Origin of the sequence: Rugosibacter aromaticivorans (assembly GCF_000934545.1) — a bacterium.
Lineage (GTDB): Bacteria > Pseudomonadota > Gammaproteobacteria > Burkholderiales > Rhodocyclaceae > Rugosibacter > Rugosibacter aromaticivorans.
In genome coordinates, this window is sequence record NZ_CP010554.1 from 1,408,386 (window position 1) to 1,434,859 (window position 26,474).

At 52.4% G+C, this 26,474-nt stretch carries 27 protein-coding genes and 1 other RNA gene; 9 read left to right on the forward strand and 19 right to left on the reverse strand.

All coding sequences use genetic code 11. The features are described from left to right. Positions 1–53: 53 nt before the first annotated feature. The 11 genes from PG1C_RS07000 to PG1C_RS07050 form a co-directional block, all read right to left on the reverse strand. Positions 54–1,040 (reverse strand): aromatic/alkene monooxygenase hydroxylase subunit beta, encoded by a 987-nt coding sequence (locus PG1C_RS07000; RefSeq protein WP_202636761.1) that lies wholly within the window; start codon positions 1,038–1,040, stop codon positions 54–56. A 24-nt stretch (positions 1,041–1,064) separates the two neighbouring features. Further along, positions 1,065–1,349 carry an MmoB/DmpM family protein gene (locus tag PG1C_RS07005; protein ID WP_237218320.1) on the reverse strand — a complete coding sequence of 95 codons (285 nt, stop codon included), beginning with the start codon at positions 1,347–1,349 and terminating at the stop codon, positions 1,065–1,067. Between the two features lie 89 nt (positions 1,350–1,438). Continuing rightward, complete coding sequence (locus PG1C_RS07010; protein ID WP_202636771.1) at positions 1,439–1,774, reverse strand: monooxygenase system ferredoxin subunit; 336 nt, start codon at positions 1,772–1,774, stop codon at positions 1,439–1,441. A gap of 40 nt (positions 1,775–1,814) precedes the next feature. Then, the gene (locus PG1C_RS07015; protein ID WP_202636773.1) at positions 1,815–2,069 is read right to left on the reverse strand and encodes a toluene-4-monooxygenase system B family protein; all 255 of its coding nucleotides are present in this window, start codon (positions 2,067–2,069) and stop codon (positions 1,815–1,817) included. Between the two features lie 88 nt (positions 2,070–2,157). After that, a complete protein-coding gene (locus PG1C_RS07020) occupies positions 2,158–3,660 on the reverse strand; it encodes an aromatic/alkene/methane monooxygenase hydroxylase/oxygenase subunit alpha (protein WP_202636774.1) in 1,503 nt (500 codons plus the stop codon). Positions 3,661–3,727: 67 nt separating this feature from the next. Next, the gene (locus PG1C_RS07025) at positions 3,728–4,786 is read right to left on the reverse strand and encodes an NADH:ubiquinone reductase (Na(+)-transporting) subunit F (RefSeq protein WP_202636776.1); all 1,059 of its coding nucleotides are present in this window, start codon (positions 4,784–4,786) and stop codon (positions 3,728–3,730) included. A gap of 25 nt (positions 4,787–4,811) precedes the next feature. After that, complete coding sequence (locus PG1C_RS07030) at positions 4,812–5,171, reverse strand: phenol hydroxylase subunit P4 (RefSeq protein ID WP_202636778.1); 360 nt, start codon at positions 5,169–5,171, stop codon at positions 4,812–4,814. A gap of 65 nt (positions 5,172–5,236) precedes the next feature. Beyond that, positions 5,237–6,790 (reverse strand): YHS domain-containing protein, encoded by a 1,554-nt coding sequence (locus PG1C_RS07035; protein ID WP_284431805.1) that lies wholly within the window; start codon positions 6,788–6,790, stop codon positions 5,237–5,239. A 12-nt stretch (positions 6,791–6,802) separates the two neighbouring features. Next, on the reverse strand, positions 6,803–7,072 hold the full coding sequence (locus PG1C_RS07040) for an MmoB/DmpM family protein (RefSeq protein WP_202636781.1): 270 nt from the start codon (positions 7,070–7,072) through the stop codon (positions 6,803–6,805). A 14-nt stretch (positions 7,073–7,086) separates the two neighbouring features. Then, positions 7,087–8,082, reverse strand: coding sequence for a ferritin family protein (locus PG1C_RS07045; protein ID WP_202636783.1), 996 nt, complete (start codon positions 8,080–8,082; stop codon positions 7,087–7,089). A gap of 57 nt (positions 8,083–8,139) precedes the next feature. Beyond that, positions 8,140–8,409, reverse strand: coding sequence for a phenol hydroxylase subunit (locus PG1C_RS07050; protein WP_202636784.1), 270 nt, complete (start codon positions 8,407–8,409; stop codon positions 8,140–8,142). A gap of 216 nt (positions 8,410–8,625) precedes the next feature. Between PG1C_RS07050 and PG1C_RS07055 the strand changes: the two genes are divergently transcribed. Further along, on the forward strand, positions 8,626–10,434 hold the full coding sequence (locus PG1C_RS07055; RefSeq protein WP_202636786.1) for a sigma-54-dependent Fis family transcriptional regulator: 1,809 nt from the start codon (positions 8,626–8,628) through the stop codon (positions 10,432–10,434). Between the two features lie 233 nt (positions 10,435–10,667). Here the strand turns inward: PG1C_RS07055 and PG1C_RS07060 are convergent, their stop codons facing one another. From PG1C_RS07060 to PG1C_RS07095, 8 genes are all read right to left on the reverse strand, one after another. Then, positions 10,668–12,212, reverse strand: a complete 1,545-nt coding sequence (locus PG1C_RS07060) for a 4-hydroxyphenylacetate 3-hydroxylase N-terminal domain-containing protein (RefSeq protein ID WP_202636788.1) — start codon at positions 12,210–12,212, stop codon at positions 10,668–10,670. Positions 12,213–12,289: 77 nt separating this feature from the next. Beyond that, positions 12,290–12,715, reverse strand: coding sequence for an SRPBCC family protein (locus PG1C_RS07065; protein WP_202636790.1), 426 nt, complete (start codon positions 12,713–12,715; stop codon positions 12,290–12,292). A 122-nt stretch (positions 12,716–12,837) separates the two neighbouring features. Continuing rightward, positions 12,838–13,455: a glutathione transferase GstA gene (gene gstA, locus PG1C_RS07070; RefSeq protein WP_202636791.1), complete on the reverse strand. Its 618-nt coding sequence runs from the start codon at positions 13,453–13,455 to the stop codon at positions 12,838–12,840. Positions 13,456–13,578: 123 nt separating this feature from the next. After that, positions 13,579–14,898, reverse strand: a complete 1,320-nt coding sequence (locus PG1C_RS07075) for an OmpP1/FadL family transporter (RefSeq protein ID WP_202636793.1) — start codon at positions 14,896–14,898, stop codon at positions 13,579–13,581. Positions 14,899–15,118: 220 nt separating this feature from the next. Further along, positions 15,119–15,727 (reverse strand): nucleotidyltransferase family protein, encoded by a 609-nt coding sequence (locus PG1C_RS07080; protein ID WP_202636795.1) that lies wholly within the window; start codon positions 15,725–15,727, stop codon positions 15,119–15,121. Then, positions 15,724–16,731: an XdhC family protein gene (locus PG1C_RS07085; RefSeq protein WP_202636797.1), complete on the reverse strand. Its 1,008-nt coding sequence runs from the start codon at positions 16,729–16,731 to the stop codon at positions 15,724–15,726. Before PG1C_RS07085 ends, PG1C_RS07080 begins: the two co-directional genes overlap by 4 nt. Positions 16,732–16,741: 10 nt before the next feature. Beyond that, entirely contained in the window at positions 16,742–18,946 is a 2,205-nt protein-coding gene (locus PG1C_RS07090; protein WP_202636798.1) for a xanthine dehydrogenase family protein molybdopterin-binding subunit, read from the reverse strand. 12 nt (positions 18,947–18,958) lie between these two features. Continuing rightward, positions 18,959–19,429 (reverse strand): (2Fe-2S)-binding protein, encoded by a 471-nt coding sequence (locus PG1C_RS07095; protein ID WP_202636800.1) that lies wholly within the window; start codon positions 19,427–19,429, stop codon positions 18,959–18,961. Between the two features lie 183 nt (positions 19,430–19,612). Here PG1C_RS07095 and ffs point away from each other — a divergent pair. The 8 genes from ffs (at position 19,613) to PG1C_RS07135 (ending at position 26,465) form a co-directional block, all read left to right on the forward strand. Further along, positions 19,613–19,711, forward strand: an RNA gene (gene ffs / locus PG1C_RS07100) — signal recognition particle sRNA small type. Between the two features lie 128 nt (positions 19,712–19,839). Further along, the gene (gene dnaX / locus PG1C_RS07105; RefSeq protein ID WP_202636802.1) at positions 19,840–21,498 is read left to right on the forward strand and encodes a DNA polymerase III subunit gamma/tau; all 1,659 of its coding nucleotides are present in this window, start codon (positions 19,840–19,842) and stop codon (positions 21,496–21,498) included. A 5-nt stretch (positions 21,499–21,503) separates the two neighbouring features. After that, a complete protein-coding gene (locus tag PG1C_RS07110; protein ID WP_237218321.1) occupies positions 21,504–21,827 on the forward strand; it encodes a YbaB/EbfC family nucleoid-associated protein in 324 nt (107 codons plus the stop codon). A gap of 74 nt (positions 21,828–21,901) precedes the next feature. After that, complete coding sequence (recR, locus tag PG1C_RS07115; protein WP_202636804.1) at positions 21,902–22,501, forward strand: recombination mediator RecR; 600 nt, start codon at positions 21,902–21,904, stop codon at positions 22,499–22,501. A gap of 4 nt (positions 22,502–22,505) precedes the next feature. Further along, positions 22,506–23,717: a CaiB/BaiF CoA transferase family protein gene (locus tag PG1C_RS07120; protein WP_202636806.1), complete on the forward strand. Its 1,212-nt coding sequence runs from the start codon at positions 22,506–22,508 to the stop codon at positions 23,715–23,717. A 134-nt stretch (positions 23,718–23,851) separates the two neighbouring features. Further along, complete coding sequence (gene petA / locus PG1C_RS07125; protein ID WP_202636808.1) at positions 23,852–24,454, forward strand: ubiquinol-cytochrome c reductase iron-sulfur subunit; 603 nt, start codon at positions 23,852–23,854, stop codon at positions 24,452–24,454. Further along, a complete protein-coding gene (locus PG1C_RS07130) occupies positions 24,451–25,746 on the forward strand; it encodes a cytochrome b (RefSeq protein ID WP_202636809.1) in 1,296 nt (431 codons plus the stop codon). The genes petA and PG1C_RS07130 overlap by 4 nt, the downstream gene beginning before the upstream one ends. After that, positions 25,743–26,465: a cytochrome c1 gene (locus PG1C_RS07135; protein WP_202636811.1), complete on the forward strand. Its 723-nt coding sequence runs from the start codon at positions 25,743–25,745 to the stop codon at positions 26,463–26,465. The genes PG1C_RS07130 and PG1C_RS07135 overlap by 4 nt, the downstream gene beginning before the upstream one ends. The last annotated feature ends 9 nt before the right edge of the window (positions 26,466–26,474 follow it).

The following is a 26,474-nucleotide window of genomic DNA, read 5'->3' on the forward strand; positions in this document are numbered from 1 at the left end:
TATTAAATTGACGGGCGATGATTTGGTTTAGTCTTAACGGATTGATTGACTGATTAAAGTGCCAGAGAAAGCCGAAAATCTCGTGTTGCACTCCTGGCATCTGCTGCAGCATCGGGCACTTCAGGCATGGCAGTACAAAAGACGTCGATTGCCTTGTCGGCAAGGGGTTCCCATTTTGCAATCCACGGCTTGATAGCCTCTGCATTGCCTGATTTTTCAAGCGTCATTTTGACCAGCGCTGTTGCCCAGCGACGATGGCGGTTGGCATCCAGAAGCTGGCTATCCGTCAACATGCCAAGCAACGTATCGCCGTTATGACGCCCGGCTTCACCCAATTTACGCAATACGGCCTCCTCAATCGCCGGCTTGGCGACGAGATTCAATGCCACAAAAGCTTCACCCCAATCCCAGGTGGTTAACACTTTCTCCATTAACTCGCGAAAGCCTTGCCATGCGGGGTCGGTCTCCCAATAGGTGCGCTCGTCCGTACCAAAACCCTTGTCCGTGAACGTGAGTGAAAGCTCTTTGGTGCGATAGGCAGTATGGCTGAGCCACCTCAAAGAGTCGGCGGCCTGAAACGCAGCGCAATTGGTAATCGTGCTGGCAGGCGACATCTGCTGAATGTACGCCGAGGCCATTTGCAGGGTGTGGAAAAGATACCGTGCCGGGGTATAGAGTCGGGCCAGCGTTCCCGCCCATTGTGGCTCCAATGCCTTGTCGTGCTCACGCTCATTGAACTGGTTGAACAGTCCGAAAACATAGGTTTCCTGGCCATCCTGCAGCATGTTGTAAGTACGATAAACCAGTTCATCCGGGTCGCGAAATGCGTTCCAGTCGTCATGCTGCAACAGACTGTCGTTACGGTACTGCTTGTACCAGCGGTTCATGGGCAGGTTCGGATCGAGATCATAAGGCGCGTTCGGATCCCGCGTGTTGTAGAGAATATTCACCGAAACGATCTCGTATTCACTCGGCTTGCGACGACGCTTGGCCAGATGGCTCCAGGTCTTTAACGGCTTTAATACTTCTGTTTCGCTCATGTTCGAACTCCTTGGTTATTCGGATTACAGGTGCTTGGCATGGTAAAAACGAATATATTCAACTTGCGTATCGATACGCCCGGCAAAAGACGAGAGATCAATTTCAATTTCGCTCATGCTGAATGGCCGACCAAGCATTTCTTCGATGGTTTGCCGCTTGATAAGCATCTCATCGGTGGTCTGGATGCGTATGTAGGCAACTTTGTCTTCCACGGTGATTACCTTGTCGGGATTATCAATCTCTGCAGCTTCGATGACGGCCTGGGCAAGCTCGCCCTGGCGCATCACGGGGCCAACATTGTTATTCATGTGGGCTTCTGAAATACTGCTCATCATCTCTTCCTTTCTTTTTTATAGGGGATAACTCGTTAAATTTCCGGACTGGCACGGGTGGGGTGTTATATATGCGCAAACAGCGGCGTTATCCCTTCGGTATTGACAAGCACATCCTCATCTTCGATCTTCACCGGGTATTCCGCCAAACGACAGTCATCCGGGTTGATCCCTGCGCCTGTTTGGGCATCGAAAATCCATTGGTGCGCACGACAGATCAGCGCCTTACCATCGAATTGACCTTCCACCAATAAAATATCCTGATGCGGACATACTCCCTGATAAGCACGAATGGCTCCGCCGTCCAAACTGACCACCAGGACCTCTTGACCATTGACCTGAAAAGATTCCATCTCGCCTTCCCAAAGGTCATCCAGCTTGCAGACTTTCTCAAACGCCATCTCGTTCCTTCGTTAATCCGATTGTGATCAAATGGGTACGTTATTCCCAGACTACTTCGATGCATTCCATTGGCTTAAGACCGGATTCACTCACTTTGAGGGTTCGCGGCATCAGGTCTTTAGAACCCTGGCGGCGCACACGCATGATGTGACCAGGACGGGCTGCTACGCGACGACCTACAGAATGGTGGGCCGCTGCGGCCGCCACTTCATCCATGGTGTTTTCGGTATCCACTGGCAGGAGTTGCAGAACAAAATCCCCCTGAAAATTGGACGTTAAAGGAAACAATGCCATTTCTTATGTCCTCTAGAAAATTTTAGCTTCGTCTAGCGTAGGTGCTGGAGTCCATCCAGACCTGCGCCAGACAATACAAATGTCAGCCTCAGGCTGCGGCCTTTTGACGGGCAGCACGAACCTTTTCCACCCAGGCGTAGTTATGGGCATCGTCGCCGATTTCTCCCGGCGCCAGTCCCATGTATTGCAGGCCGCCAGCAAGGTTCATCGGCTGAACCATCCCTGCAAGGAAGCGGTCGATCAGCGATAAATGCCCTTCGTAGCGCTCCGGCTCTTGTTCAAAACACCATTTGCAGCCTTCCGAGCAGAAGTGGTACATGCGCTCTTTGTACTCGAGCGAGAAATCCCGTACCTTCCATTCGGGGCCCGGCGTTGCATTGATCGGCAACTGACACATATTGCACACCACGGGGAGTGTTTCAGGATAGGTAAGCTCGCGCTTGCCCACGAGCAGGTTGTCGGTGATGACATCCCAGTTGGTTCCCCAGGTTGCATTCCAGCCAGGGTATTTCTCTTCGAGCCAAGCACGCTCTTCGGGCGAGACGCCGGCAGCGGGGTTCCACCATACGGTGGGCCGCCAGTACCACACACCCAAGTGCATGCCGTGATGTTGATAATCGAGTTCTGCTAGGAATTGATCCCAGAACCAAGGCTTGTCAAGACCGAGATCAAGAAGCGAGCGCTCGAACTGGGTAACGATCCACTCTTGCATGAACTCTTTGAATGACTGCTTGCGGTGTTCGAGTGGGGTGTAGTAATCCATCATCGGACCAGTCAGTACCGAGAACAGTTTCCAGGAGCGCCAGATGCCAATATCGATCATTTTTTGCGCTTCTGCTTTCTTTCCATTCTCGATCAGAATAGAAACCAGTGGACCGCCAATCTGGGCATGACGCGATTCATCAGTCTGCACGCTTGAAATCAGATTTGAGAACGTCCAGTCGCCCGATTCTGCCGCATCGGCTGCCAGACCCAGAAACTGCATGTTGGTAAAACCGGTCTCAAAGGCGAAGGTCAGCATCAGTGCAACGCCAACAGCACCCCGGGTGGTCATCATATCGTCAAACATATGGCGTGAGGCAAGAATGGCCCACTCATTGGTGTCATAAGCCTTATGCGCCCAGTCAAACTGACGATCCTTTGCACAGTGCTCGTGTGGGAAATACAGTTGAATCTGGCCATGCCGGATCTCATCCATCATCCCCAGCGTCGCCATGTTGCGCATGCCAGGCGCCTTGCCGAAGCGCGCCATACGTGCTTCTGCCGTGGATGCTGAATATTCGGCACGGGCAATCGCACCGAAGTGCGCCTTTAAAACACTGAGCCAGCCTGGATCAGCATTTTCGAACATCTTGCTACGTTCAAGCGCCGCTTTAACTGAATAAGCTCCTGCGTCTTTCTCCCGCTGAATCTTTACATACTCGGGATAGGTCTGTTTGTAAGGCTCATCGTAAGACTCCCATGCCGGCATGGGAATACCCATGCTGCCGGACATTTCGGGAGGAAACAGCTCATCTTCCTGAACATAGGTTGGTGTCCAGTTTGTGGTACGTGCAATGTCATACCAGTCGAGTCTTCCTAGTGTTGCCATTTTTACTCTCCTCAGGTGTGTTGCCGATGCTGTGGGTATCGGCGTTGGAAACAACTACTAACTTTAGTTATATCTTTCTGAACAACGGTGAGCGTACCTGCTGCGCATCGGCAGCCGATATAAACTTTTCGAAATAAATGTCGTCCTCGAATAGACGGCCTTGCATCAGGGTTGTGATACAGGCATCGATCATTACTGGAGGCCCGCACAAGTACGCCTGATTGCCCGCAAAGCCATCAGGATAGGCCGCTGCCGCAGCTTCATGAACAAATCCCCGGAACCCCATCCAATCGGACTCGGCCGGCTCATCAGACAACGCCGGAACATAACGGAAATTAGAGTATTTCTTTGTTAGCGCATCGAACTCATCGTGATAGTACAACTCAGCCCTGGTGCGCTGGCCATAGACCAAGGTGATCGGAAGGTCCCACCCGTGTTCCAGCAGATCAAGGATCATCGATCGCGGGCTCGATAGCCCTGAACCGCCGGCCATAAAAATGAGCGGCTTGCGGGCCGACTTGCGCACGAAAAAGCGACCGTAGGGTCCCTTGATAGTGACGCGATCACCTTCCTTGAGGCTCTGGTGGATGAAGGCCGTACCTTCGCCGCCTGCCACAATGCGAACGTTAAGCTCCACCTCCCGCCCGGTTGAAAGAGGATTGGCGAGCGAGAAAGCACGCTCAATTTTTTTACCGGGAATAACGAACTGAATATATTGCCCAGCCTGAAAGTGAATTGCTTCATCCAGTTCGATAAAAACGCCCTTGATTGTCGGCGTCAGATCAACCACCCGGCTGACGGTGCCTGGGAAGTCGCGAACGGGAATCTGCTCGGCATCGGCATCTTCTTCGATTTCAGCTTCGATGGTGACATCGCTGTTCAAGGTTGCACAACACGCTAACGTCATCCTTTCTTCGCGCTCAAAATCCATCAGCGCAAAGGGTGAGGCTTGACCATGGTCGTCGACCTCGCCGTCTAGTACCTGCACCTTGCAGGTGGCGCACAGGCCGTGCCCGCAGGCATTAGGGATATGAATACCAGCGCGCAAGGCGGCGTCGAGAATGGTTTGCCCGTCTTCGACTTCGAGTGTGGCGCCCAGTGGTTCAATAGTCAGTTCGTGAGCCATTTGTTAAGTAACCCGTCAGTCTCTTTTACAACCCGACGCCATTCAATCCATTAAGCCCTGGCGTAATAAATACGATGTAATCCTTGTGGCCTACATTGTTTTCAGCCAGCGATTTATCCAGATCAGGTTGCCACGGCTTGTGATCTTTTTCCCATTGCACTGCATTCCAGTCGATTTTTGCCGCATCCGGGTGGAAAGCGATGGAAGGCACGACTCGGGTTGTAATCGCTTCGCGAAGCGTCATCGCGGGAGGCAATGCAACCGCAAACGGGGCGGTGATAAGTACATGCCGATCCCAACAAAAATTGACCAAAATATTCCCGTGAAAATTTTTTACCTGGTCTCGCGGGGTAAATTCATACGCCCCCAATGCAATTACAGACATGTTTAACCTCCAGTTTTATATTGGGCAGCGGCACTTCGCAGCTGCCCGTGAATTAACAATAATTTTCAGTTTTTCGAAGCCTGACCACGCCAGGCAGCAAAATTACGCTGGTCTTCAGAGCCATCAAACTCCCCGTTATCTCGGCCCAGGTTGAAGCGGAAGTATTCCAGTACAGCCTTGAGCGGATCAAAATCCGGAGCCGTCGGGTCAACCCCGGGGTTAAAGCAGTTACCCTGATAAATCTGATTCACTGGCAACCAGCTCTGTACGAATTTTTCGGGTTCATGCGCGAAGATTTCCTGACAGTGATCAGAGCAGAAGACATATTTTTCATCTTTGTAAACCGTCTCGCGATGAGAAATCTTGGTGGGATCACCCGGCTCGGTGAAAGCCAATGGAATCTGGCACGTTGTGCAAAGTGTCGGCAGCGTTGTTTGGTAGACGCGTTCACCGCGTGCATGTTTTTCCCGCAAAAACTCGATGCGCGGACGGTAATATTTATCGAAGGTGTTGGGATATTTTGTCGACAACCAATCGAGTTCATCATCGGTCGGTGACCACGTATGGAAAGCCGCGGCACCACCGTACTCATAGAACAATAGCCACACTTGATGAGAAATATGCTCTTTCGCTTCACACGCATCAGCCCAACCTTTGGGGGGGCGGATTCCATACCGAGCGAGATCGCGAAACAAAGCACCACCATTTTCCTCGGCATAAATTTCCCACGCTTCCTTCCAGCTCATCACGCGTTTGGGCAGCATGTAATCCATCATCATGCCCACCAGCGAAAGCAACCGGGCACCGCGCCAGAACCATTTATCTACCCAGCGCTGCACGATTGGCACATTAGCAGGGTCCTGCTCTAGGAGGAATTTGATCGCCTCGATTCCAAGCGTCATATGACGTGACTCATCGGATTGGGCCGAGAAACCAAATGTCACCGTACTCATGTCGCCGTTATAGGCGGCACCCGACATGAAAGGCACAAATAAGAGATTCGTCAGTACATATTCAAATGAAAAGCTGATCGCGATCAGAAATTCAAAGGGGCCGGAGGTTAGCGCATCTTCACCAAACGATTTGGGAACCGACAGATACCACACACGATCCCACATATGCCGTTGGCTGTGGAACCCGTTGTAGTACTTGTTGTAGTTGGAAATTGAGTGCGCCTGGGTTTGGTAATGGCGCAATTCATCGACGGCTTGCATCTGGCACGCGACGCGAGAGGCTTCGCCACGGAAATGCCGCCCGGCACGCGCGAAGCCTTGTACTACATAATTTTCAAGCGGGCTCACGCCTTGCCAGAAAAGCTTGATGGCACTGAGATAACGCGCATCGGTAATGTTGAGGTGGCCATTATTTTGCGCAAATGCTTCGATTACCGCATAGAGCTTGCGATCTTTTTCTCCTTGGTATTTCCAGTAGGCATCCATCGTTAACCGAAAGGGATCCACCCACTTGTCCCAATCGTGAATCTTGATTCCTTCGTATTTGTCATAAGGGAACACGGCATCTGCCGGTTGATACGTGGGTTCCCAACCCAACCCGCGCGTCATGTGCGCGTAGCGCTCTTTAATACCCAGTTTTTTCTTGGCGACTTTCATATCCATCATGTTTCTCCTAAATTAGTTTGCCCATTCAACGGTTAAGTAGTCATCATCTTCATCGATGTGACCACTAATCGAAATCAGATTGACGTGTAATTGCTGGATATTGAAGGGTTGCCCGGTTAAATCTTCTACCGTGGCACGGTTAAGGGTTAGTTTCCCTTCCGCTTCGACGCGCACCATGGCAGGCGATTCCTGGGCTACGGCATGGGGGTTGTCTTGCAAGAGCGCTTCCACGATAGGTCGCGCTTCCTCGTTAGCTTGAACAATAATAAAAACCTTTGACATTCGAGTGCCTCCGTTTAAGCCACGATGCCAAGCTTCTTGGCACGAGCGTTGAATTGTTCAGCTACTTCGTTCAGCATGGTCTCTTTGTTATTTCCAAACGCCATGGCCGCGATCGGCGTGAGCGCAATCACCGCACGATCACGCCAGGTGGTTGTCCATTGGCTTATCAGCGCTTTGTTTTGTTCCGATTCAGCAACGGCAACTTTGAGCACGCCATCAACCCATTTGCTGCTTTGGCTAAACCACATGGGCATGAAAGCGGTCAGCATGGCCACGGCACTACCGCCACGTGAAGTGAGCGTATCATCCACGAAACGGTCATAGATGAGTGGATAGAGCAATCCATCAAACACAAAGTTTTGCACTAAAAATATTTCCATGAAGTCGCGGATAACAAATGAATCTTCGATCATGTGGCGCATCGGTTGCCATGCCTCGCCTGTCATCCATTGTGTCTTGGCCACATCAAGCACTTCGGGCTCATCCAGCACCAGGCCAAGCCGAGTCAGGTATTGCGCAATTCCCAGGTTATCCATTGCATGCATGATGGCCGGAGAAATAAGTACTTCAGAAAAAGCGCGTGAGCAGAACTCGTTGTTGTTCATGTTGGCGCCCCAGGCAGCATGACGCAAAGGCAACAGAACTTCTAGCGCGAGTTTTTTTACGTCGTCAGGCAAGCTCAAATGCAAGCAACGCGATTCGACAAAATCAAAGTTGGCTTCTTGCGTTTCTTGTTCCTTGGCTCGCTGAATCGTCCAGGAGGCGTAGTAAAGCTGGCGCGGGTCTTTCAAGTCATACCATTCACGCATTTGAATAGCGCTGCGTCGCGGGTCGAATAATTCAAACTCAGGCTCCCAGGTCGGCCGGTAATGCATGTTGGTTGTTGCCTGAACACCCAAGGTGGCTTCCTGATAACGGGATGCAGGTTTATCACCACCGATGAGTTCGGCTACATTGGTAAACGTGTTGCGCAACGGTTTAATTTCTACTGCCTTGATTTCTACTGACATCCTGTCCTCCTTAAAAGATCAAAACTACCTTAATTACGATGAGTACTTACAGCGTTCTTATTGATCAAAGGCATCAGGAACCTTGATGCCTTTAGCGACATTTCGTAGTGTCCAATCAAATGCGTTTTTGCTTTTTTGTTCGCCTTCGGGCAGGAACTCCACGTTGTTTTCAGCACAGAAAACTTGAAAATCTTTTTCTCTTAACATGAGCTCAGCAAAGTATTCCGTGTGTCCAATGGCAAAATGAAATTCGATAAACCCATCAGCTCGCCGTTGAATAACGCGCACATAGCGCCTGGCGATATCCGGATTTTCCGAGCTGCCCATAACTCCTCCATTTGTGTATTTGTAATTTGCTTTACCAGTGGAGTAAGCAGCTTATGTGCCACCTGGCATTGCTGCAATGCGCAATATTTATTTGACTCTATTTTTAGGCCTTAACGAAAAGATATTGCGTCGCAATATTTTATTGGCAAAAAAAGCATTGGCAATAGTTAATTATTAATATAAATTATCAATAATAATTTTGTTAATGGTTAACTTATGAAGCCCCATTCTCAGCCGAAGAATTCTAGAAGTCTTGAAAATAGCCAGTTACCTGGTTTTGATGATTTGGTGGCGCGGCTTCATCTTGCACCTGAGTCTGGCCAGATATGGCTGGATGGCAAACGCATGTTTATGCTGCATTTGTCAGCATTTGGTGCTTTGCGGCGCGAGCTAATCGAAAGCCTGGGCATTGATCGGGCGCGTGGATTGTTAACCCGCATGGGTTATCTGGCCGGGAGTAAAGACGCAGAGCTGGTGAATAGCGTGCGCAAAGACAGCAGCGTTTATGATGCATTTTCAATTGGGCCACAGCTCCATGCCTTAGAGGGCGTCGTCAGGGTGGAGCCCGTTATTGTTGATGTCGATGTGGCTCGTGGCCGGTTTTACACGGAGTTTTTATGGTGGGGCTCGATCGAGGATGAGGCGCATACGGCGGATTATGGGGTAGCGGCGGACCCGGTTTGCTGGATGCAGATTGGGTATGCTTCAGGCTACAGCAGCGCATTTTTTGGCCGGCGCGTGATTTACAGAGAAGTTGAATGTGGTGCGATGGGTCACGAAGCCTGCCGCATTATTGGCAAGCCGGTTGATGACTGGCCTGGCGTGCAAGAGGATTTACGTTATTTCGATGCGCAACCCTTTGCCAATCGAAAAATCATTAGTCTGGGTGCTCAAAATGCGGCTACTCCCAGCCATTTCGAGCAAGCTCCCGCAGTAGAAAATTTACACAAATCGCGCTTTAAGGGGCGCCAACTCATTGGTATCTCTGCCGCTTTCAATAGTGTGTGCCATATGATCGACCGGGTGGCGGATACTACCGCGCCGGTTTTATTGCTCGGTGAGACAGGTGTAGGTAAAGAAATTTTTGCGCAAACCCTCCATGCAGTGAGCCCCCGCGCAGAAAGACCCTTTGTTGCCATCAATTGTGCGGCGATTCCTGAGTCTCTGGTCGAGACTGATTTATTCGGGGTAGAGAAGGGTGCCTTTACCGGCGCGACCATTTCTCGACCGGGCCGCTTCGAGTTGGCTGATACCGGCTCTTTGTTTCTCGACGAGATTGGCTGTTTAAGTCTTGCTGCACAAGGCAAGCTTTTGCGGGTGGTGCAAGAAGGCGAGGTGGAGCGTGTTGGCGGCACAAAGTCGTGCCATCTGGATGTTCGCATCATCGCCGCAACCAACATTGATCTTGAGTTAGCGGTTGCTAAAGGCAACTTTCGGCAGGATTTACTGTTCCGCTTGAATATTTTTCCGATTGCGATACCTCCTCTGCGCGAGCGTCGGGAAGATATTCCCATTCTGGCGGATTACTTTTTGCGGCGTTATTGCGAAATCCATAAGCGACATCGCACGGGATTTACTGAGCGGGCGCTCGATGCGCTGCTTTCATATGATTGGCCAGGGAATGTACGCGAGGTTGAGAATGTTGTGGAACGCGCCATTATTCTCTCCGCCGAAGGCGGTGCCATGGATATTGGACACCTTCCTGCCGCAGTTGCTGCCGGGGTGGGCTTGCCACGACCGACAACGAACCAAAGTGCCGGGCTACCAACGACGAGAGGGTCGATGCAACCCGGCTTTACCAGTTCAACGCCGGGCGTGGCTCATGATCAACACGTACCCGACATGAGCGCTGTAAATCATGAGGGTGCGCCCGGATCTATCACCGCTTCTTCACTACAAGCAGCAATAGAACATCATCGCGGCAACTTGTCTGCTGTAGCCAGAGCCTTGGGCGTCACCCGTCCGCGAGTGGCGTATCAAGCCAAAAAACTGGGGATGGAGTCGCTCTTGCGGCGCAGAACATAAAAGAACGGAGTTGCGTAATCACGGCGGTTGGTTTTCTCCGCTGATGCCAATGCTGCAGCGCTTTTCCACCGTATCACCAGCGCCGACTTTTTGCGTGATGAATCTATGACGACCATATGCGGCCCGCTTGGCTAAATCCTGCTTGACTCAATCAATTAATAGGGTTGTAAACGCACGATGGCGCGACAAGAATCATCGTCGCGCCATCGTGCGAAAATCAGAGAGATGAAGTCTTACTTCTTGCCAAACAGGCTGACGTCGGTTGGGTTGATAAGATCGGAAGCTTTCCAGCCATTGAGATCATATTCATTCAGACAGGTGTCGACGAATCCCTTGAGCTTATCTATTTGGCCCGTTGCGGTAGCGTAACCGAGTGTTTGTATCCGGTTATCTTCGTGATTGCCTGCGTAGTTGCGTTCATAAAGTTCATGTCGGCTGCCAAACTCGGTACCAATGGCATCCCAGAGCAACTTTAGAATCTTTACTCTGTTTTCTGCATTTATGCCATTTGATCCACGAACAAAGCGATCAAGGTAAGGCCTGGTATCGGGGTTAAGAAAATCAGCGGCATGCGACGGTAAATAGACAAGCGCGGCGCCGAGGTCTTTTTCGATCAGATCCTTGATCATGGGGTAAGCCATGGGCGCAAAAACACGATAAGCGCTCGCCGCTTCGGCATTGACCTGCACAGAATCCTTGCCCCAGGATGTTGGATTGCGTGCCATTGCGTCAGAGAGACTCCAGAACAAGTTGCGCCAGGCCAGCACTTCACCGATACGCCCCTGCACCCCACGAAACTCGTTGGCCCCCGTTGTTTCTGTGGCTTTGATAAACAAGCCGGTAATGAAATCAAGCTTTACTGCCAGCCGCGTGCATCCATGAAACAAGGCACGGGACATAAAGCCTGAACCAAAAATAAAGTTATTGACGACATTGATATCGCGATAGGCAAAAACGTTTTCCCAGGGCACGAGCACCTTATCAAGTACGAGGACTGAATCGTTTTCGTCCATACGGCTGGATAGTGGGTAGTCGAAAGGTGAGCCCATGACCGCTGCGGCATATTCGTATGAGGTGCGGCAGATAATCTTCAGGCCAGGCGAATTCATTGGCAGGGTGAAAATCAAAGCAAAGCGAGGATCTTTGACTGGAACACCATATAAGCCAACAAAATTCTGGTGCGTTAGCGCTGAGTTGGTGGCAACGACTTTCGCGCCTGAAACGATAATGCCAGCATCGGTTTCCCGCTCCACATGAACGCAGATGTCTTCTATTTCAGATGAGCCTTTATTGCGGTCAATCGGCGGGTTGACAATGGCATGATTCCAGTAAAACAGGTTTTCTTGGGTTTTTTTGTACCAGGCCCGGGCGTTGCCTTCGTATTCACCAAAAAACTCGGGAATGGCACCCATTGAAGCAATAAAGCTGGCTTTATAATCAGGCGCCCGACCTTGCCATCCATAGCCGATGCGCTGCCATGCGGCAATAGCGTCGCGAGATTTAACAAGGTCTTCTGTATTGCGGGGGGCTTTGAAAAAAGGTTGGGTAAAGCCACCGCTGCCAGTGTCCGTCGGTACTGCCAATTGACTATTTTGGGCCGGATCATGCATCGCGTCATACAGGCGCGCAGTCATGCGTGCTGAATTACGAAATGCCGGATGGGCTGTTACATCTTTGACTCGTTCGCCAAAAATATATACTTCGCGCCCATCGCGCAGGCTTTCCAGATATTCATCACCTGTCATTGGGCGGGTAACGGTGGCTTCTTTTTGCGTCATCTATTTCTCCATAGGGCTAAAAACAGTTGCCTGTTGTCAAGCTTTACAGCGCCAGACGACAGATCAACGTGAGCGGTTTAGGCGTGCAGCTTCACGAGGTGGTCAATACCCGTGTTGTAGAGCCCTTCAATCATGCTCACTACTTCGGCTTCGGGGGCGCCAACGACAATAAAAGTCGATGACCAACTCATGGTGCAACGATTGTTGCCAAGGTCACGCACTGCCAGCTCGCCAACGTAATCCTTGAGTGGGACCGGCGCTTCGACGATAGCGTAGCGCTGGATACGCGCCGTGTCATCGAGTGATTCGAGGCGCTCGCGAAAAACGGCATCACCTTGTTTAAGGGTGCGAATTGAGCCGATGGTGTTATCGGCCTGGCCAACCAATTCGAACATGGGTAAAAAGCGCGTAATGCCAGCAAAATCACGCACGGTTGACCACACGGCAGTGGCTGGTGCGGCAATTTCACGGGTGACATGGACGGTGGTTTTTTTATCGCTCAAGGCATCTTCTCCTCTGTATTTCCAGTTGTGAATAATGCGGCAGGTAGCCCTGAAAAGGAATCTTCCAGAGCTACCTGCTGATTTTTCTACTACCTTGTGACTATGCTGCTTTTAGTTATGCATCAAGCGGAAGGAATCAGACCTTCTGCCTTGAGCGCTGCCTGCACAGCGGGACGCATGAAGATGCGGCCGTGGTATTCCTTGAGTACAGGCCATTTGCCAATATCCAGATTGACATACTGGCCCCAGCCGAGGATCGTGAACAAATAAGCATCGGCAATGGTGAAGTGATCCCCGACGAGAAACTGCTTGCCGGTGAGTTGTTTGGCGATGTATTCCAGACGGCGATTCAACGCCTCGCTTGAGGCGTTTTTCCAGTCGTCGGATGCTGTGGGATTAAAGAGTGGCGAGAAGCTTTTGTGTAATTCCGTGCCTAGAAAAGTCAGCCATTCCTGCAGGCGATAGCGTTCCATCGTACCGTTGGCGGGCGCCAGTTTTTTCTCCGGCACACGGTCAGCGAGGTATTGGTTGATTGCCGGGCCTTCGGTGAGTAGTTGGCCATCATCCAGCAACAGTGCGGGAACATAACCTTTGGCATTGATCTGATTAAAGTCTTTGCCAGTGCCGGTCTGTTTTCCACCACGAAGATCAACGGTTTCTGATTCGTAGGTAAAGCCACCTTCTTCGAGCACAATGTGCGGTGCTAGTGAGCAGGCGCCAGGGGCGTAATACAGTTTCATGATGCGTTCTCTCCTGTGTAATATGAGTTAAAGCGAGGTTTTCAACGGGACAAACCTGCACATTCTGCAGAGCCAATTGAAGGTTTTATTCTATATCTTATTCCCGTGCCGAGACATTTCTTATTACAAATGCCAACTCCAGGCAGCACTCAAGGTGTTGACGTACGGTGTTACTGACTCCGTAGCACCAGGGAATAACGCCGAAGGCCCTTGATACGTGCCTTTGATAAATCGTGAGGCCGCCATATGAAATTCGTCACCTTGATCTGTTTTCCAGCTAAAACCCAGACTTGCTTGACGCAGAGGGTTAGGTGTCAGGAGGCTCAAGCTTACTGCGTTAAGGTCATTGTCGTTGGGACGTTGGCCGTAGGCAAAGCCTCCGCGTAAAGTAAGTTTAGGAGATGCCGCATAGGCTATACCCAGTTTGTAGTTCGTTTGGTTGCGTCGCCAGCCAAAGCCGCTACCCGAAGTGCTGCCTAATGGATTAGCTACCGGGTTGTTCAGCGTATTCAAGAGGCTGTTGCCAAGGGCTTTGACATCGCCAAAATTGATGCGCTGCACATCAAAGGCAACTAGCACGCCTGCCACAGGCTTGATCGCAACTCCGAGGCTGTAATTCGACGGAATGTCGAAACTGCCTTCCGCAAATAAACCTTTGTATTTATCAAAATCCTGCATGTAAATTTTGCTTGAATAGGCGGCTCCCAGGTTTAGCCACGAGTTGATCTCGCCATACCAGCCAATGCGTACGCCGCCGCCAAAGGCATAGTCAAAGCCCCGATTGGTGACTTTGTCCGGGTAGAGCGAGGTGGGAGCGAAAGCCTGCAGTCCAAAAGATTTGAAACGTTCCAAGGTGAGAAGCGGCGAGATGCCAATACTATATCCGGGTGCGATCTTCCACGCGGCTGTTGGGGCGACAATAAGTTGCGCCAGATCAAAGCCGGCTTCATAGCAGCCACCAAAAAAATTACCTGGCGTAGCACCGCATTGCGCTGGATTATTGTTGGTATTGGGAACACCCGTTGAATCGTTATATTCGCTGTTGAGCCCGCCATTGGCGTAAACAGTCACACCGAGCGATAACTGATCATTCATCCGGTGAGCATAGGCAAACTCGGGGATGAGAAACAAAGAATTTTTGCTGTCCGATGAAAAATCAAAGGGGGTGCCGGAACCAGTGCGTTCGACTTTGCGATGCGGATTGAATAGTTCAGCACCTGCTTCGAAACGGTCACTGACTGCGCTGAGTTTTGCCGGGTTGGAAGAGCCAGCAAATGCATCTTCAGCGACGGCAGTGACTGCGCCTGCCATTTGTCGCGCTATGGGCCCATAGCCCAAAGAAAAATAGCCGCCTCCTGCCACTGCCGCATGAGTGACCAAAAGCGAAAAAAGCGCGAAAAAAATCCGCGCTATATGAAAAATAGCGTTGGTGTTGGTTTGCATCTGGTTCCTCCTCTTTTAGGGTATGACAAAAAAAATAGCGTTGTTTGAATTTGTTTTTATGTAAGTGTAAGTTAAATAAATCAAACGCTGCGAAATGGCGGCTAAATGCGCCGCCTCTTGGCATCTTTTGAATTTAAAAAACCAGAAACCGTAATGATTTGTGCCGTGCAACGCTTATCTATGTCGAGCATTATGTTTTCCCTCTGAAGTCTCGCCGAATTCATGCACGGAGAAAGGGATTCGTCAGTAGATCTCTAGGTGTATCAATATCCGTAAGAACCCCTTGGTCATTGCAGGCGATCAACTCAATAGCGGCCGCATGCCGGTGCAGTATGTCGTGGGCACCGGCGGCGTTGCCATGTAGCGCGCGTAATGCCGTGCCAAAAGATGCAGAAAACCCGACTGGATGGCCGCGCATACCCTGATAAACCGGGGCGGCAATGGGGCTGCCATTTTTTAGTGCAGCCAGCACTCGGGTAATTGTCGCAGGCTGGATGAAGGGCATATCCGCTAGCGCGATGAGCCAGCCTTGGGCATCGTTGGCAGCGGCAATACCGGCGGCGATGCTCAGACCCATGCCGCCATTCGTCTGGGCAAGTGTGACGGTTTGTATGCCCTGCGCCGCAAGTTGTTTGATCAGGCTGTGCTGGTCTGGCCGCACCACGGCGATGGTTTTGGGCAACACGCGCTGGAGAGTGGCGGCGCTGATACAAGCCATGGGTGCCATGGAGAGACCAGAGGCGAGCGGATGCATCAGCTTGTCGGCACCAAATCGTTGCGAGCGGCCAGCGGCGAGCAGAATGCCGCAGTAATCGGCCGTGCCGCTCATGGTGTTGAGCAGGTTTCTCCGATGACCGTGAGTGGCTTGTGGCCGGTGTTTTGGGATGGCACACCGTGCCTGACGGCGGTCATCTCAGCCAGAATCGACACAGCAATTTCGGCTGGCGTGCGGCTGCCGATGCGCAGACCTACCGGTCCGTGCAGCCGATCCAGTTCTTCCTGACTGAGATCAAAGTACTGGCGCAGACGTTCCTTGCGCTTGGCCGTGTTGGCGCGCGAACCGAGTGCGCCGACGTAAAACGCTGGCGACTTGAGCGCTTCAAGCAGTGCCATGTCGTCGAGTTTGGGGTCATGCGTGAGGGCAACAATCGCGGTGCGTGCATCGGCGTTGAGCGCGAGCACGGCATCGTCGGGCATGTCGGCGATCAGGTGCGCGCCCGTCACTTGCCATGCGGCGCGATATTCCTCGCGTGGGTCGCACACGGTGACCGCATAATCGAGTGCTTGCGCCATGGAAGCGAGATAGTTGGAGATTTGCCCGGCGCCTATGATCAGCAGCCGCAGTTGCGGGCCGTGAATGGTAGTCAGACGCTGGCCATCCCAGGCTAGCGCGTTCCTGGCTGTTGCGTCGGTCAGAGTGACCTGACCGCTGGCTAGATCAAGCGTGCGTGCGGTTATGTGGCCTGTTTGAGTGCGCTGCAGTAGGTGTTGCATCTGCTTAATGTCCGGTGCGGTTTCAATCACCAGACGCAGCATACCGCCGCAAGGCAGGCCGAAGCGTGCGGCTTCCTCGCGCGTTACGCCGTAGCTGACGACATCCACTGGGCGATTGTTCGTCAAGTTGCCGTCACGCATGCGCTGCACCAGATCATCCTCAATGCAGCCGCCGGAGACCGAACCGGTGAGCACGCCGTCATCGCGTACCAGCGCCCAGGCACCGGGCGGACGTGGTGCCGAACCCCAGGTTTCGGCGACGGTGACCAGTATCACGCGATGACCAGTCTCGAGCCAGGCAATGGCGGTACGCAAAACCTGCAAATCGGCGCTGTCCATTGAGCAATCGCTACGCCGATTTTGCTGCGTCCAGCTTGAACGGCAATTGCCGCAGACGCTCGCCGGTCGCAGCGAACAGGGCGTTTGCCACGGCAGGCGCGACAACTGGCGTACCTGGCTCGCCGACACCTGAGGGTGGCTCTGCCGAAGGCATAATGTGCACTTCAATGTGGGGCATTTCGTTGATGCGTAACACCGGATAATCGGTGAAGTTTGATTGTTCGACCTGCCCTTCATTCAACGTGATTTCGCCATGTAGCGCGGCGCTGAGGCCGAAGCCGATGCCGCCTTCCATTTGCGCGCGCACCACATCCGGATTGACGGCGATACCGCAATCGACAGCACAGACGACGCGATCCACCTTGAAGCTGCCGTCCGGTTTGACAGTGACTTCGGCTACATTGGCAACAAAACTGTTAAACGATTCATGCAGGGCAAAGCCCCGGCCGCGCTTTTCACCAGGCTTGCCGGGTGCCAGTGGTTTATCCCAGCCGCTGGCGCGCATCGCCAGATCGATGACGCCAAGGTGGCGCGGATGCTCGGTGAGCAATTTGCGGCGGAATGCTATCGGGTCTTTTTGGGCCGCGTGCGCCAACTCATCCATAAAGGACTCGATCGCAAACGCGGAATGCGTCGAGCCGACAGAGCGCCACCACAGCACCGGCACGCCGAGTTTTGGCGAGTGGAGATCAACGTTAAGATTGGTTGTCGCATAAGGCAGATTGACCGCGCCTTCTACCGAGCTCATGTCGATACCATCTTTCACAAAGCCTTCGAGCGCTGTCCCGACAAGAATCGATTGACCGACGATGCGTTGCTTCCAGGCAACGAGATTACCTTCGGCATCCAGTCCGGCCGTGATCCGGTGCATGAACTGTGGCCGGTAGGAGCCGGCGCGCATGTCATCTTCGCGGGTCCATACCAGCTTAACCAAGACGGGTTTGCCGGGTTTGAAAATGGCTTTGGCGATCTGTGCCGCTTCAAGTGGATAGTCGGACTGGGTGCTGGAGCGACGGCCAAAACTGCCGCCTGCATACAGCATATTGATCTTGACCTGTTCCGGCTTCAAGCCCAGGGCGGCGGCAATCTTGGACTGGTCGGTACTTTGGGATTGCTCGCCGTTCCATACTTCGCAACCCTCGGTATCGAGTCGGATGGCACAATTCATCGGCTCCATCGTGGCGTGTGCGAGATAAGGCAGACTAAAGTCAGCCGATAGCTGCGTGTGGGCTGCTGCCAGCGCCGTATCAGCAGCGCCGACTTTTCGCGCGGTGGCTCCCGGTACGTCAAGCAGTGCGCGGTACTGGCTGGTAATCTCTGCCGAGCTTAAGCGGAATGCTGCGGATTCATCCCAGACGACGACAAGCGCATCGCGGCCTTTTTTCGCCGACCAGAAGTCTTTGCCCAACACGGCAACTCCGGTTGGAATTTCGACGACATCAACGACACCCTTGACGGCCTTGGCACGCGCTGCGTCAAAACTCTTTACCTTGGCACCAAAGCGCGGCGGATGAGCCACCACGGCGGTGAGCATGCCAGGCAGATGAATATCCTGCGTGTAAATTGCGCTGCCATTGATTTTGGCTTTGCTGTCCATGCGCGCAACGTGTTTGCCGATATACACAAAATCCTTTGGCTCTTTCAGCTTGACTTCCTGCGGCACGGATAATTGCGCGGCCGCTTCAACCAGTTCGCCAAAGCGCGCTTTGCGACCAGAAGCGAGATGAGATACCACGCCCTGATGAATTGAGATGGATTCTGGCGCTACCTGCCAGCGCTGTGCGGCGGCACTGACCAGCATGGCACGTACTGCTGCTCCCGCTTGCCGCATTTGCATAAAGGAATTGGCAATTGACGTGCTGCCCCCGGTGGCTTGCATGGGGCCGAAGAGCAAATTGTTGTATCGCTTGGCGTCGGCGGGCGCTGCTTCAACACGCATCTGGGACCAGGCCGCATCGAGCTCTTCAGCCACGAGCGTGGGTAGACCGGTGTAGGTGCCTTGTCCCATTTCCAGATGCTTGGCAATGACAGTGACGCTGTCATCCGTGCCGATACGCACAAAGGCGTTAGGCGCTAGGGGTATAGACGAGGTTGCCGGTGATGCAGCTGCCTTGCCACGGCTTGATGCAGCGAGGCCGACCGGCAAATAAAAGGCGAGGGTGAGTCCCGCGCCGGCTTTGAAAAACTCACGACGACTTGCGCTGTCTACGCTCATGACTCAACTCCTTTAAGCCAGAGTCCGTGAGGCGTCGTGAATCGCCGCGCGGATACGGTGGTAGGTGGCGCAGCGGCAGATATTGCCTGCCATTGCCGTGTCGATATCAGCATCGGTCGGTTTGGGATTACTGGTGAGCAATGCAACAGCCGACATGATTTGTCCGGACTGGCAGTAACCGCATTGCACGACATCCAGTTTTTCCCAAGCGGCTTGCACGGCACGGGCTGCCTTGTTACCGGTTTTTGCCGTGGGCAAACCCTCAATGGTCGTGACGCGCTGGCCAACGGCCGCGGAAACCGGTGTAACGCAGGAACGAGTTGGCGCGCCATTGAGCAACACGGTGCACGCGCCGCAGGCCGCAATGCCACATCCATATTTGGTGCCAGTGAGTTGGAGCGTATCGCGCAAAGCCCACAGCAAAGGGATATCGGGTTCCACATCGAGCTTGTGATTTTGCCCGTTGATGTTCAAGGTCGGCATAGTGATCTCCCTGTATTGAAAGACTGAGAAACAGCGTAATGGTCTAATTATTATCTTAATCCAAGCCGATTACAAAAGTCTTGCAAAGACATGGCATGCCATAGGCAAAAAATTTTCTGCTAGTTTGCATTCTCGCCAAAACAAGACGGCGATAACACCAGAAACTGTTAGAATTCGCGTTGCGGCGGGTCTCCCCGCATTGTGGAGTGGTGAACCTGGTCAGGTCCGGAAGGAAGCAGCCACAGCCGTTTTCTGCAAGTGCCGGGGGTCAGGCTCGCCGTCCTTATTTTCTTTTGAACCGCGCAAAAGTATTGCGCAGTTTTCTGGGGCGTGTCATGGCCAGTTCTGCTCGAATACCTGCATCCCATTTTCCTTAATCTTCCGCGGTTTTTGCTTGGTAAAATCAGCGCATGAGTTATCAGGTACTCGCTCGTAAATGGCGCCCCAAATCTTTCGCCACGCTGGTGGGGCAAGAACACGTCGTACGTGCGCTGACCCATGCGCTGGAACAGAATCGCCTGCATCACGCCTATTTGTTCACTGGTACACGCGGCGTGGGCAAAACCACCCTGGCGCGTATCATGGCCAAAGCGCTCAACTGCGAAGCGGGTGTCACATCAACGCCCTGCGGCGTGTGCACTTCCTGTACGGAAATAGACAGTGGTCGATTTATCGATTACATCGAGTTGGATGCCGCCTCAAATCGCGGTGTGGACGATATGACTCAGTTGCTTGATCGCGCAACGTATGCGCCAACGATTGGCCGTTACAAGGTTTACGTTATTGACGAAGTACACCAGCTCTCCGGGCATGCCTTTAATGCCATGTTAAAAACGCTGGAAGAACCCCCGGCGCATGTCAAATTTATTCTGGCAACCACCGATCCGCAAAAAATTCCGGTGACAGTGCTGTCCCGCTGTCTGCAATTCAACTTGAAGCAGATGTCGCAATCATCGATTGTGGATCATCTGTCGCAGGTGTTGGCGGCTGAAACCATTCCGTTCGAGCTACCTGCTTTGCGTCATTTGGCTAAAGGGGCCGCAGGCAGTATGCGTGATGCGCTCTCGCTGCTTGACCAAGCGATTGCTCATGGTGCTGGCCAAGTGACCGAAGAGAGTGTGCGTGCCATGCTGGGCACGGTAGGCGACGAGTATTTATTCGCACTCCTGGATGGTTTGCTGGCGCAGGATATACACGCCATGCTGGCGGTGGCAAAACAGATGGATGCGGGGAGTTTTTCGTTTGATGGGGGTTTGCAAGAATTAGCCACCCTGTTTCATCGTATTGCGCTCGCCCAATTTGCGCCTGAGGCTTTGATTGATGAAGCAGAGCGTAGCCGTTTAACTGTTTACGCGCAGGCACTGGATGCTGAATTTTTGCAACTGGCGTATCAAATCGCTATCCATGGCCGGGATGAGCTGGCGTTAGCGCCGGATGAATATGCTGGTTTTGTGATGACCTTGCTACGGTTGCATGCCTTTCGTCCGGAGCGAAAGGCACCATCTGCCGGGTTTGCGCTGCCAGTAAAGACTGCACCAATAAAAACGCAGCCAACGAAGGCGGCGTCTGCTGCCACTCCTCAAGGAAACAGTCGAAGCGGCGTATCACCAGCACCGAGTTTTTCCACGTCACCGGTTGTGGCCCCAGATCCCGTTATAGCAGAGGCTAGTGCGCCAGCGCATGCGGACGAAGACTGGCACGCACAGGTGGCAAAACTTTCGCTGAGCGGTATGGCCAAGCAACTGGCGCAGCACTGTGAGCTCACGCAACTGACCGGCACCGCCATCCTGTTGCGGCTGTCCCCGGTGCATAAACACTTGCTTGGCACGGTGCAGCAAGACAAACTTCAAGCGGAGTTGCAATCCCATTACGGGCGAAAGCTTCGTCTGGAAATTGAAGTCGCTGAGCCTGCCAGCGTGACACCGGCTGAACGCAGTCGCACCGCGCAGCGTGAGCGTCAAGATCGTGCCATTGCCGCGATTGAGCAAGACCCTTTTGTGCGCGAAGTGGTCGATCTATTCGATGCCAGCATCGATGAATCAACAATTAAATCAATAACTAGGGAGTAATAAGCATGATGAAAGGTGGTATCGCCGGTTTAATGAAGCAAGCGCAGCAAATGCAAACCAACATGGCCAAAGCGCAAGAAGAATTAGCCTTGCTGGACGTGGAAGGCCAGTCAGGTGCTGGGGCAGTCAAAGTGGTCATGACCTGCAAGCACGATGTTAAGCGCGTGACGATTGATCCTTCTGTGATGGATGATAAAGACATGCTCGAAGACTTGATCGCCGCTGCGATGAATGACGCTAATCGACGCGCCGAAGCTACTGCAGCAGAAAAGATGGGTGGATTTACTGCGGGTATGCAATTGCCACCGGGCTTCAAGCTGCCGTTTTGAACAAAATCTGAGCAAAATGCATAAAACATATCTCCGTGCCGCGTAGTTGGGCAACCTGCATTTGAGCCAGCCTCATGCCAGCAAACGCTAGTCTGGAAGAGCTTATTGAGGCATTGCGCGGCCTGCCCAGCATCGGACCTAAGGCGGCGCAACGCATGGCTTATCACCTGTTGCAACGCGACCGGCGAGGTGCTGATCGGCTTGCCCGTGCGCTCGATTCCGCTTTACAAAATTTGCACCACTGCACCCATTGCAACAATTTCACTGAACAAGCAATTTGCGAACGATGTCTTTCCACGCGTCGTGATCCGTCGCAGTTATGCATCGTTGAAATGCCAATTGATCTGAACAGTATGGAGCAGACGCAGGCTTATAACGGGCTCTACTATGTGTTGATGGGCCGCTTATCGCCACTGGATGGCATTGGCCCAAAAGAGCTGGCATTCGGTCGCTTGATTACGCGGGCAACGGATGGTGTGGTCAAAGAAGTCATTCTTGCCACTAATTTCACGAACGAAGGTGAAGCGACAGCGCATTACCTGTCCGAGTTGCTACACGCGCGCGGCATCAAAGTTAGCCGCATTGCGCGTGGCTTGCCTGTGGGCGGTGAGCTGGAATTTTCTGATGCAGCCACTGTCGCGCAAGCGTTACGCGAACGGCGAGACTTTGACTAACTGAATGGCCGAAACGGCAACCCCGCTGGCTGGCGTCAAGGTACTTGAGCTGGGCACCTTGATTGCCGGGCCTTTTTGTACGCGCATCCTGGCAGAATTTGGCGCCGATGTCATCAAAATCGAAGCGCCTGGCGAAGGCGACCCGTTGCGTAAATGGCGAAAACTTTATCCCACGCCCGATGGCGACACATCGCTATGGTGGTTTATACAAGCACGCAATAAACAATCCGTCACCATTAACTTAAAGCATCCTGAGGGTCTTGAGATCATCAAGAAACTGGTGCGTGAAACGGACATTGTGGTTGAGAATTTTCGACCCGGCGTACTTGAAAAATCGGGGCTGGGTTGGGATGTTCTGTCAGTGATCAATCCGGGTCTGGTCATGGTGCGTCTTTCGGGATTCGGTCAAACCGGGCCAATGGCCAAGCAGCCCGGCTTTGGAACGATCGGTGAATCCATGGGTGGATTGCGCTATATCACCGGTTATGCTGATCGTCCGCCGGTGAAAAGCGGGGTTTCGCTTGGCGACTCCATCGCTTCGTTGTGGGGGGCGTTAGGTGCGCTAATGGCATTGCGCCACCGCGAAGTCAACGGGGGAGCCGGGCAGGTGGTAGATGTAGCGCTTTATGAAGCCGTGTTCGCGATGATGGAAAGCATGGTGCCGGAATTTGATGTTTTCGGCTTTATCCGTGAGCGTACCGGCAACCTTATGCCGGGAATTACGCCTTCTAACACGCACACATCGAAAGACGCTAAACACATCATCATTGGCGCCAACAGCGACGGCATTTTCAAGCGGTTGATGCAGGCAGTAGGCCGCGTTGATCTGGCAAACGACCCGCAACTAGCGAACAATACAGGGCGTGATGCGCGGGCGAAAGAAATTTATGGTGTCATCGACGCATGGGTGGCCGCTCACGATGCGGAGACGGTTTTGCGTATCACCACAGCGGCAGATGTGCCTGCCAGTAAAATTTATTCAGTAGCTGATATGTGTGAAGACCCCCAATTCCTCGCGCGAAAAATGTTCGAGAAGGCGCAACTACCTAACGGAAAAGAGTTTCTCATGCCAGGCATCGTGCCAAAATTATCCGCAACACCTGGCGTTACCCGCTGGTTAGGCCCCGCATTGGGTGAGCATACCGACCAAGTACTCGCTCGGTTGGGTTATTCAGCCGAGATGCTCATTCGCCTAAGAAATGAAGGCGCTATCTAATTGTAATTATTAGCTTGTTTCGTAAAAGACAGGCGGAAAATTCCACAAAGGCTTTAATCTCAGACGGAGATTCGTTACAATGAGAAGCTCAAGCGAATTTAAGCGACATTTCAGTAATTTTCAGGGAAAACAACATGAGCAATGACGGAAAAGTCGATTGCAACCGGCGGCGGCTTTTGGTGGCCACTGCAACAATCGGTGGTTTGGGTGGTGTAGCGGCAGCTGTGCCGTTTGTCACCAGTATGATGCCCTCAGAGCGCGCTAAAGCAGCGGGCGCACCTGTTGAGGTGGATATCAGCAAGCTGGCTCCCGGGCAAATGATGACGGTTGAGTGGCGTGGCAAGCCGGTGTGGATCATCAACCGCACGCAGGCGCAGTTGGCTTCACTCAAGGTGACCGATGCAAAAGTCAGTGACCCGCATTCGGAAAAAAACCAGCAACCTGACTACTGTAAAAATGAAACTCGCTCAATCAAGCCTGAAATCCTGGTAGCTGTTGGCATTTGCACGCACTTGGGTTGTTCGCCCTCTGAAAAGTTCAAGACAGGTGCCGAGTCGGGCGTGGACGCTGATTGGCCGGGCGGGTTTGTCTGCCCATGTCACGGGTCTACGTTTGATTTAGCTGGGCGTGTTTATAAAAACAAGCCTGCGCCTGACAACCTGGAAGTGCCACGGCACATGTATCTTGGCGATACGCGCATCGTCATCGGGGAAGATAAAAAAGGGGGTAACGCATGAGCGTCGTGAATGCCAGACTCAAAGACCTGCTTGGCTGGGTTGATGAACGTTTCCCACTGACAGCCAGTTGGAAGGCGCATCTGTCTGAGTATTACGCGCCAAAAAATTTCAATTTCTGGTACTTCTTTGGTTCGCTGGCCCTATTGGTGCTGGTGATACAAATCGTGACAGGTATTTTTCTGGTCATGCATTTCAAGCCGGATGCATCACTCAACGCCGCTGGTGTTCCGGTAGCGTTTGCTAGCGTTGAATACATCATGCGCGATGTGCCGTGGGGCTGGTTGATTCGCTATATGCACTCGACCGGGGCATCGGCGTTTTTCATCGTGGTGTACATGCACATGTTTCGCGGCATGCTTTATGGTTCATACCGCAAACCGCGTGAGCTGATCTGGATTTTCGGCATGTTGATTTTTCTGTGCTTAATGGCTGAGGCCTTCTTTGGTTACTTGCTGCCTTGGGGTCAGATGTCCTATTGGGGGGCGCAGGTTATTGTCAATCTGTTCTCTGCAATTCCGTTTGTCGGGCCAGATCTTTCACTGTGGATACGCGGTGATTATGTCGTGGGAGATGCCACACTGAACCGCTTTTTCGCATTTCACGTGATTGCAGTGCCTCTGGTTTTGGTTGGCCTCGTTGTGGCGCACATTCTTGCGCTGCATGAGGTTGGCTCCAACAATCCGGATGGCATTGAAATCAAGAAGAAAAAAGATGCCCAGGGTATTCCGTTGGATGGTATTCCCTTTCATCCGTATTACACAGTGAAAGACATCATGGGCGTGGTTGTGTTTTTGATGGTGTTTTCACTTATCGTTTTCTTTGCACCTGAGGTTGGAGGCTACTTTCTTGAGTACAACAACTTCTTCCCGGCCAACCCGCTACAAACCCCGCCGCATATTGCGCCGGTGTGGTATTTCACGCCGTTCTATTCCATTTTGCGCGCAGTGACTTATCCGCTCTTTGGAGTTGATGCCAAGTTCTGGGGCGTTGTTGCGATGGGTGCGTCGGCCATGATTTTTGTTTTATTACCCTGGCTTGATCGCAGCCCGGCAAAGTCGATTCGCTATCGCGGCCCGATCTATAAAACCTTTCTTGCCGCTTTTGTGATTTGTTTCTTTACACTGGGCTATCTAGGTGTGCTGCCACCCACGCCCGCTCGCACCTTGGTTTCGCAAATATGTTCGGTGATCTATTTCGCTTTCTTCCTGCTCATGCCGGTGTATAGCAGCATTGATAAATGCAAACCCGAACCTGATCGAGTGACGTCCTCAGGACACGGAGCGAAAAAATGAAGAAATTATTGAGTTCACTTTTTATTTCACTTCTTTTTGCGCCATTGCTGGCTTTGGCCAGTGGGGCAGAACTGCATCTTGATCGTGCGCCTGATCGTTCGGGTGACAAAGCAGCATTGCAAAATGGTGCCAAGGTTTTTGTCAATTACTGCCTGAACTGCCATTCCGCATCCTATATGCGCTATAACCGCTTGAAAGACATTGGCCTCACCGATCAGCAGATCAAAGATAATCTACTGTTTACCGCTGACAAAGTAGGTGAGCAGATGAGTGTGGCTATGCGACGCGACGAGGCTAAAGAATGGTTTGGTGTTGCGCCGCCTGATCTGACGGTTATTGCGCGTGCGCGTGCCTCGGAGTTTGGCTCTGGTGCAGACTGGCTGTATACCTACTTGCGCAGCTTTTATCGTGATAGCGACCGGCCTACAGGCTGGAACAACCTTGTCTTTGAAAATGTCGGTATGCCACATGTGCTATGGGAATTGCAGGGTGAGCAAGTCATGGGTGGAGACCATAAGTTAACCCTGGCCACCCCAGGCAAGTTAAAACCACAGGCGTATGACGACATGGTGGCCGACTTGGTTGGATTTTTACAGTACATGGGCGAACCTGCGGCCACGAAACGCAAGAGTCTTGGCTGGATGGTTGTGTTTTTTCTAGGTGTTTTATTTGTCTTGTCGTATGCGCTGAAACGCGAATACTGGAAAGATATTCATTAACTTTATAGG

What these genes read in the sequence shown, in the direction of transcription:
- PG1C_RS07060 (WP_202636788.1), bottom strand. Translation starts at nt 12,212, where the DNA reads ATGACGCAAAAAGAAGCCACCGTTACCCGCCCAATGACAGGTGATGAA.
- PG1C_RS07015 (WP_202636773.1), bottom strand. Translation starts at nt 2,069, where the DNA reads ATGGCATTGTTTCCTTTAACGTCCAATTTTCAGGGGGATTTTGTTCTG.
- PG1C_RS07085 (WP_202636797.1), bottom strand. Translation starts at nt 16,731, where the DNA reads ATGGACAGCGCCGATTTGCAGGTTTTGCGTACCGCCATTGCCTGGCTC.
- PG1C_RS07050 (WP_202636784.1), bottom strand. Translation starts at nt 8,409, where the DNA reads ATGGGCAGCTCGGAAAATCCGGATATCGCCAGGCGCTATGTGCGCGTT.
- PG1C_RS07010 (WP_202636771.1), bottom strand. Translation starts at nt 1,774, where the DNA reads ATGGCGTTTGAGAAAGTCTGCAAGCTGGATGACCTTTGGGAAGGCGAG.
- PG1C_RS07025 (WP_202636776.1), bottom strand. Translation starts at nt 4,786, where the DNA reads ATGGCTCACGAACTGACTATTGAACCACTGGGCGCCACACTCGAAGTC.
- PG1C_RS07045 (WP_202636783.1), bottom strand. Translation starts at nt 8,082, where the DNA reads ATGTCAGTAGAAATCAAGGCAGTAGAAATTAAACCGTTGCGCAACACG.
- PG1C_RS07005 (WP_237218320.1), bottom strand. Translation starts at nt 1,349, where the DNA reads ATGAATAACAATGTTGGCCCCGTGATGCGCCAGGGCGAGCTTGCCCAG.
- recR (WP_202636804.1), top strand. Translation starts at nt 21,902, where the DNA reads ATGCCAGCAAACGCTAGTCTGGAAGAGCTTATTGAGGCATTGCGCGGC.
- PG1C_RS07035 (WP_284431805.1), bottom strand. Translation starts at nt 6,790, where the DNA reads ATGATGGATATGAAAGTCGCCAAGAAAAAACTGGGTATTAAAGAGCGC.
- PG1C_RS07080 (WP_202636795.1), bottom strand. Translation starts at nt 15,727, where the DNA reads ATGAGCGGCACGGCCGATTACTGCGGCATTCTGCTCGCCGCTGGCCGC.
- PG1C_RS07030 (WP_202636778.1), bottom strand. Translation starts at nt 5,171, where the DNA reads ATGTCTGTAATTGCATTGGGGGCGTATGAATTTACCCCGCGAGACCAG.
- PG1C_RS07000 (WP_202636761.1), bottom strand. Translation starts at nt 1,040, where the DNA reads ATGAGCGAAACAGAAGTATTAAAGCCGTTAAAGACCTGGAGCCATCTG.
- PG1C_RS07090 (WP_202636798.1), bottom strand. Translation starts at nt 18,946, where the DNA reads ATGAGCGTAGACAGCGCAAGTCGTCGTGAGTTTTTCAAAGCCGGCGCG.
- dnaX (WP_202636802.1), top strand. Translation starts at nt 19,840, where the DNA reads ATGAGTTATCAGGTACTCGCTCGTAAATGGCGCCCCAAATCTTTCGCC.
- PG1C_RS07040 (WP_202636781.1), bottom strand. Translation starts at nt 7,072, where the DNA reads ATGTCAAAGGTTTTTATTATTGTTCAAGCTAACGAGGAAGCGCGACCT.
- PG1C_RS07120 (WP_202636806.1), top strand. Translation starts at nt 22,506, where the DNA reads ATGGCCGAAACGGCAACCCCGCTGGCTGGCGTCAAGGTACTTGAGCTG.
- PG1C_RS07130 (WP_202636809.1), top strand. Translation starts at nt 24,451, where the DNA reads ATGAGCGTCGTGAATGCCAGACTCAAAGACCTGCTTGGCTGGGTTGAT.
- PG1C_RS07135 (WP_202636811.1), top strand. Translation starts at nt 25,743, where the DNA reads ATGAAGAAATTATTGAGTTCACTTTTTATTTCACTTCTTTTTGCGCCA.
- PG1C_RS07055 (WP_202636786.1), top strand. Translation starts at nt 8,626, where the DNA reads ATGAAGCCCCATTCTCAGCCGAAGAATTCTAGAAGTCTTGAAAATAGC.
- PG1C_RS07110 (WP_237218321.1), top strand. Translation starts at nt 21,504, where the DNA reads ATGATGAAAGGTGGTATCGCCGGTTTAATGAAGCAAGCGCAGCAAATG.
- PG1C_RS07020 (WP_202636774.1), bottom strand. Translation starts at nt 3,660, where the DNA reads ATGGCAACACTAGGAAGACTCGACTGGTATGACATTGCACGTACCACA.
- gstA (WP_202636791.1), bottom strand. Translation starts at nt 13,455, where the DNA reads ATGAAACTGTATTACGCCCCTGGCGCCTGCTCACTAGCACCGCACATT.
- PG1C_RS07075 (WP_202636793.1), bottom strand. Translation starts at nt 14,898, where the DNA reads ATGCAAACCAACACCAACGCTATTTTTCATATAGCGCGGATTTTTTTC.
- PG1C_RS07095 (WP_202636800.1), bottom strand. Translation starts at nt 19,429, where the DNA reads ATGCCGACCTTGAACATCAACGGGCAAAATCACAAGCTCGATGTGGAA.
- petA (WP_202636808.1), top strand. Translation starts at nt 23,852, where the DNA reads ATGAGCAATGACGGAAAAGTCGATTGCAACCGGCGGCGGCTTTTGGTG.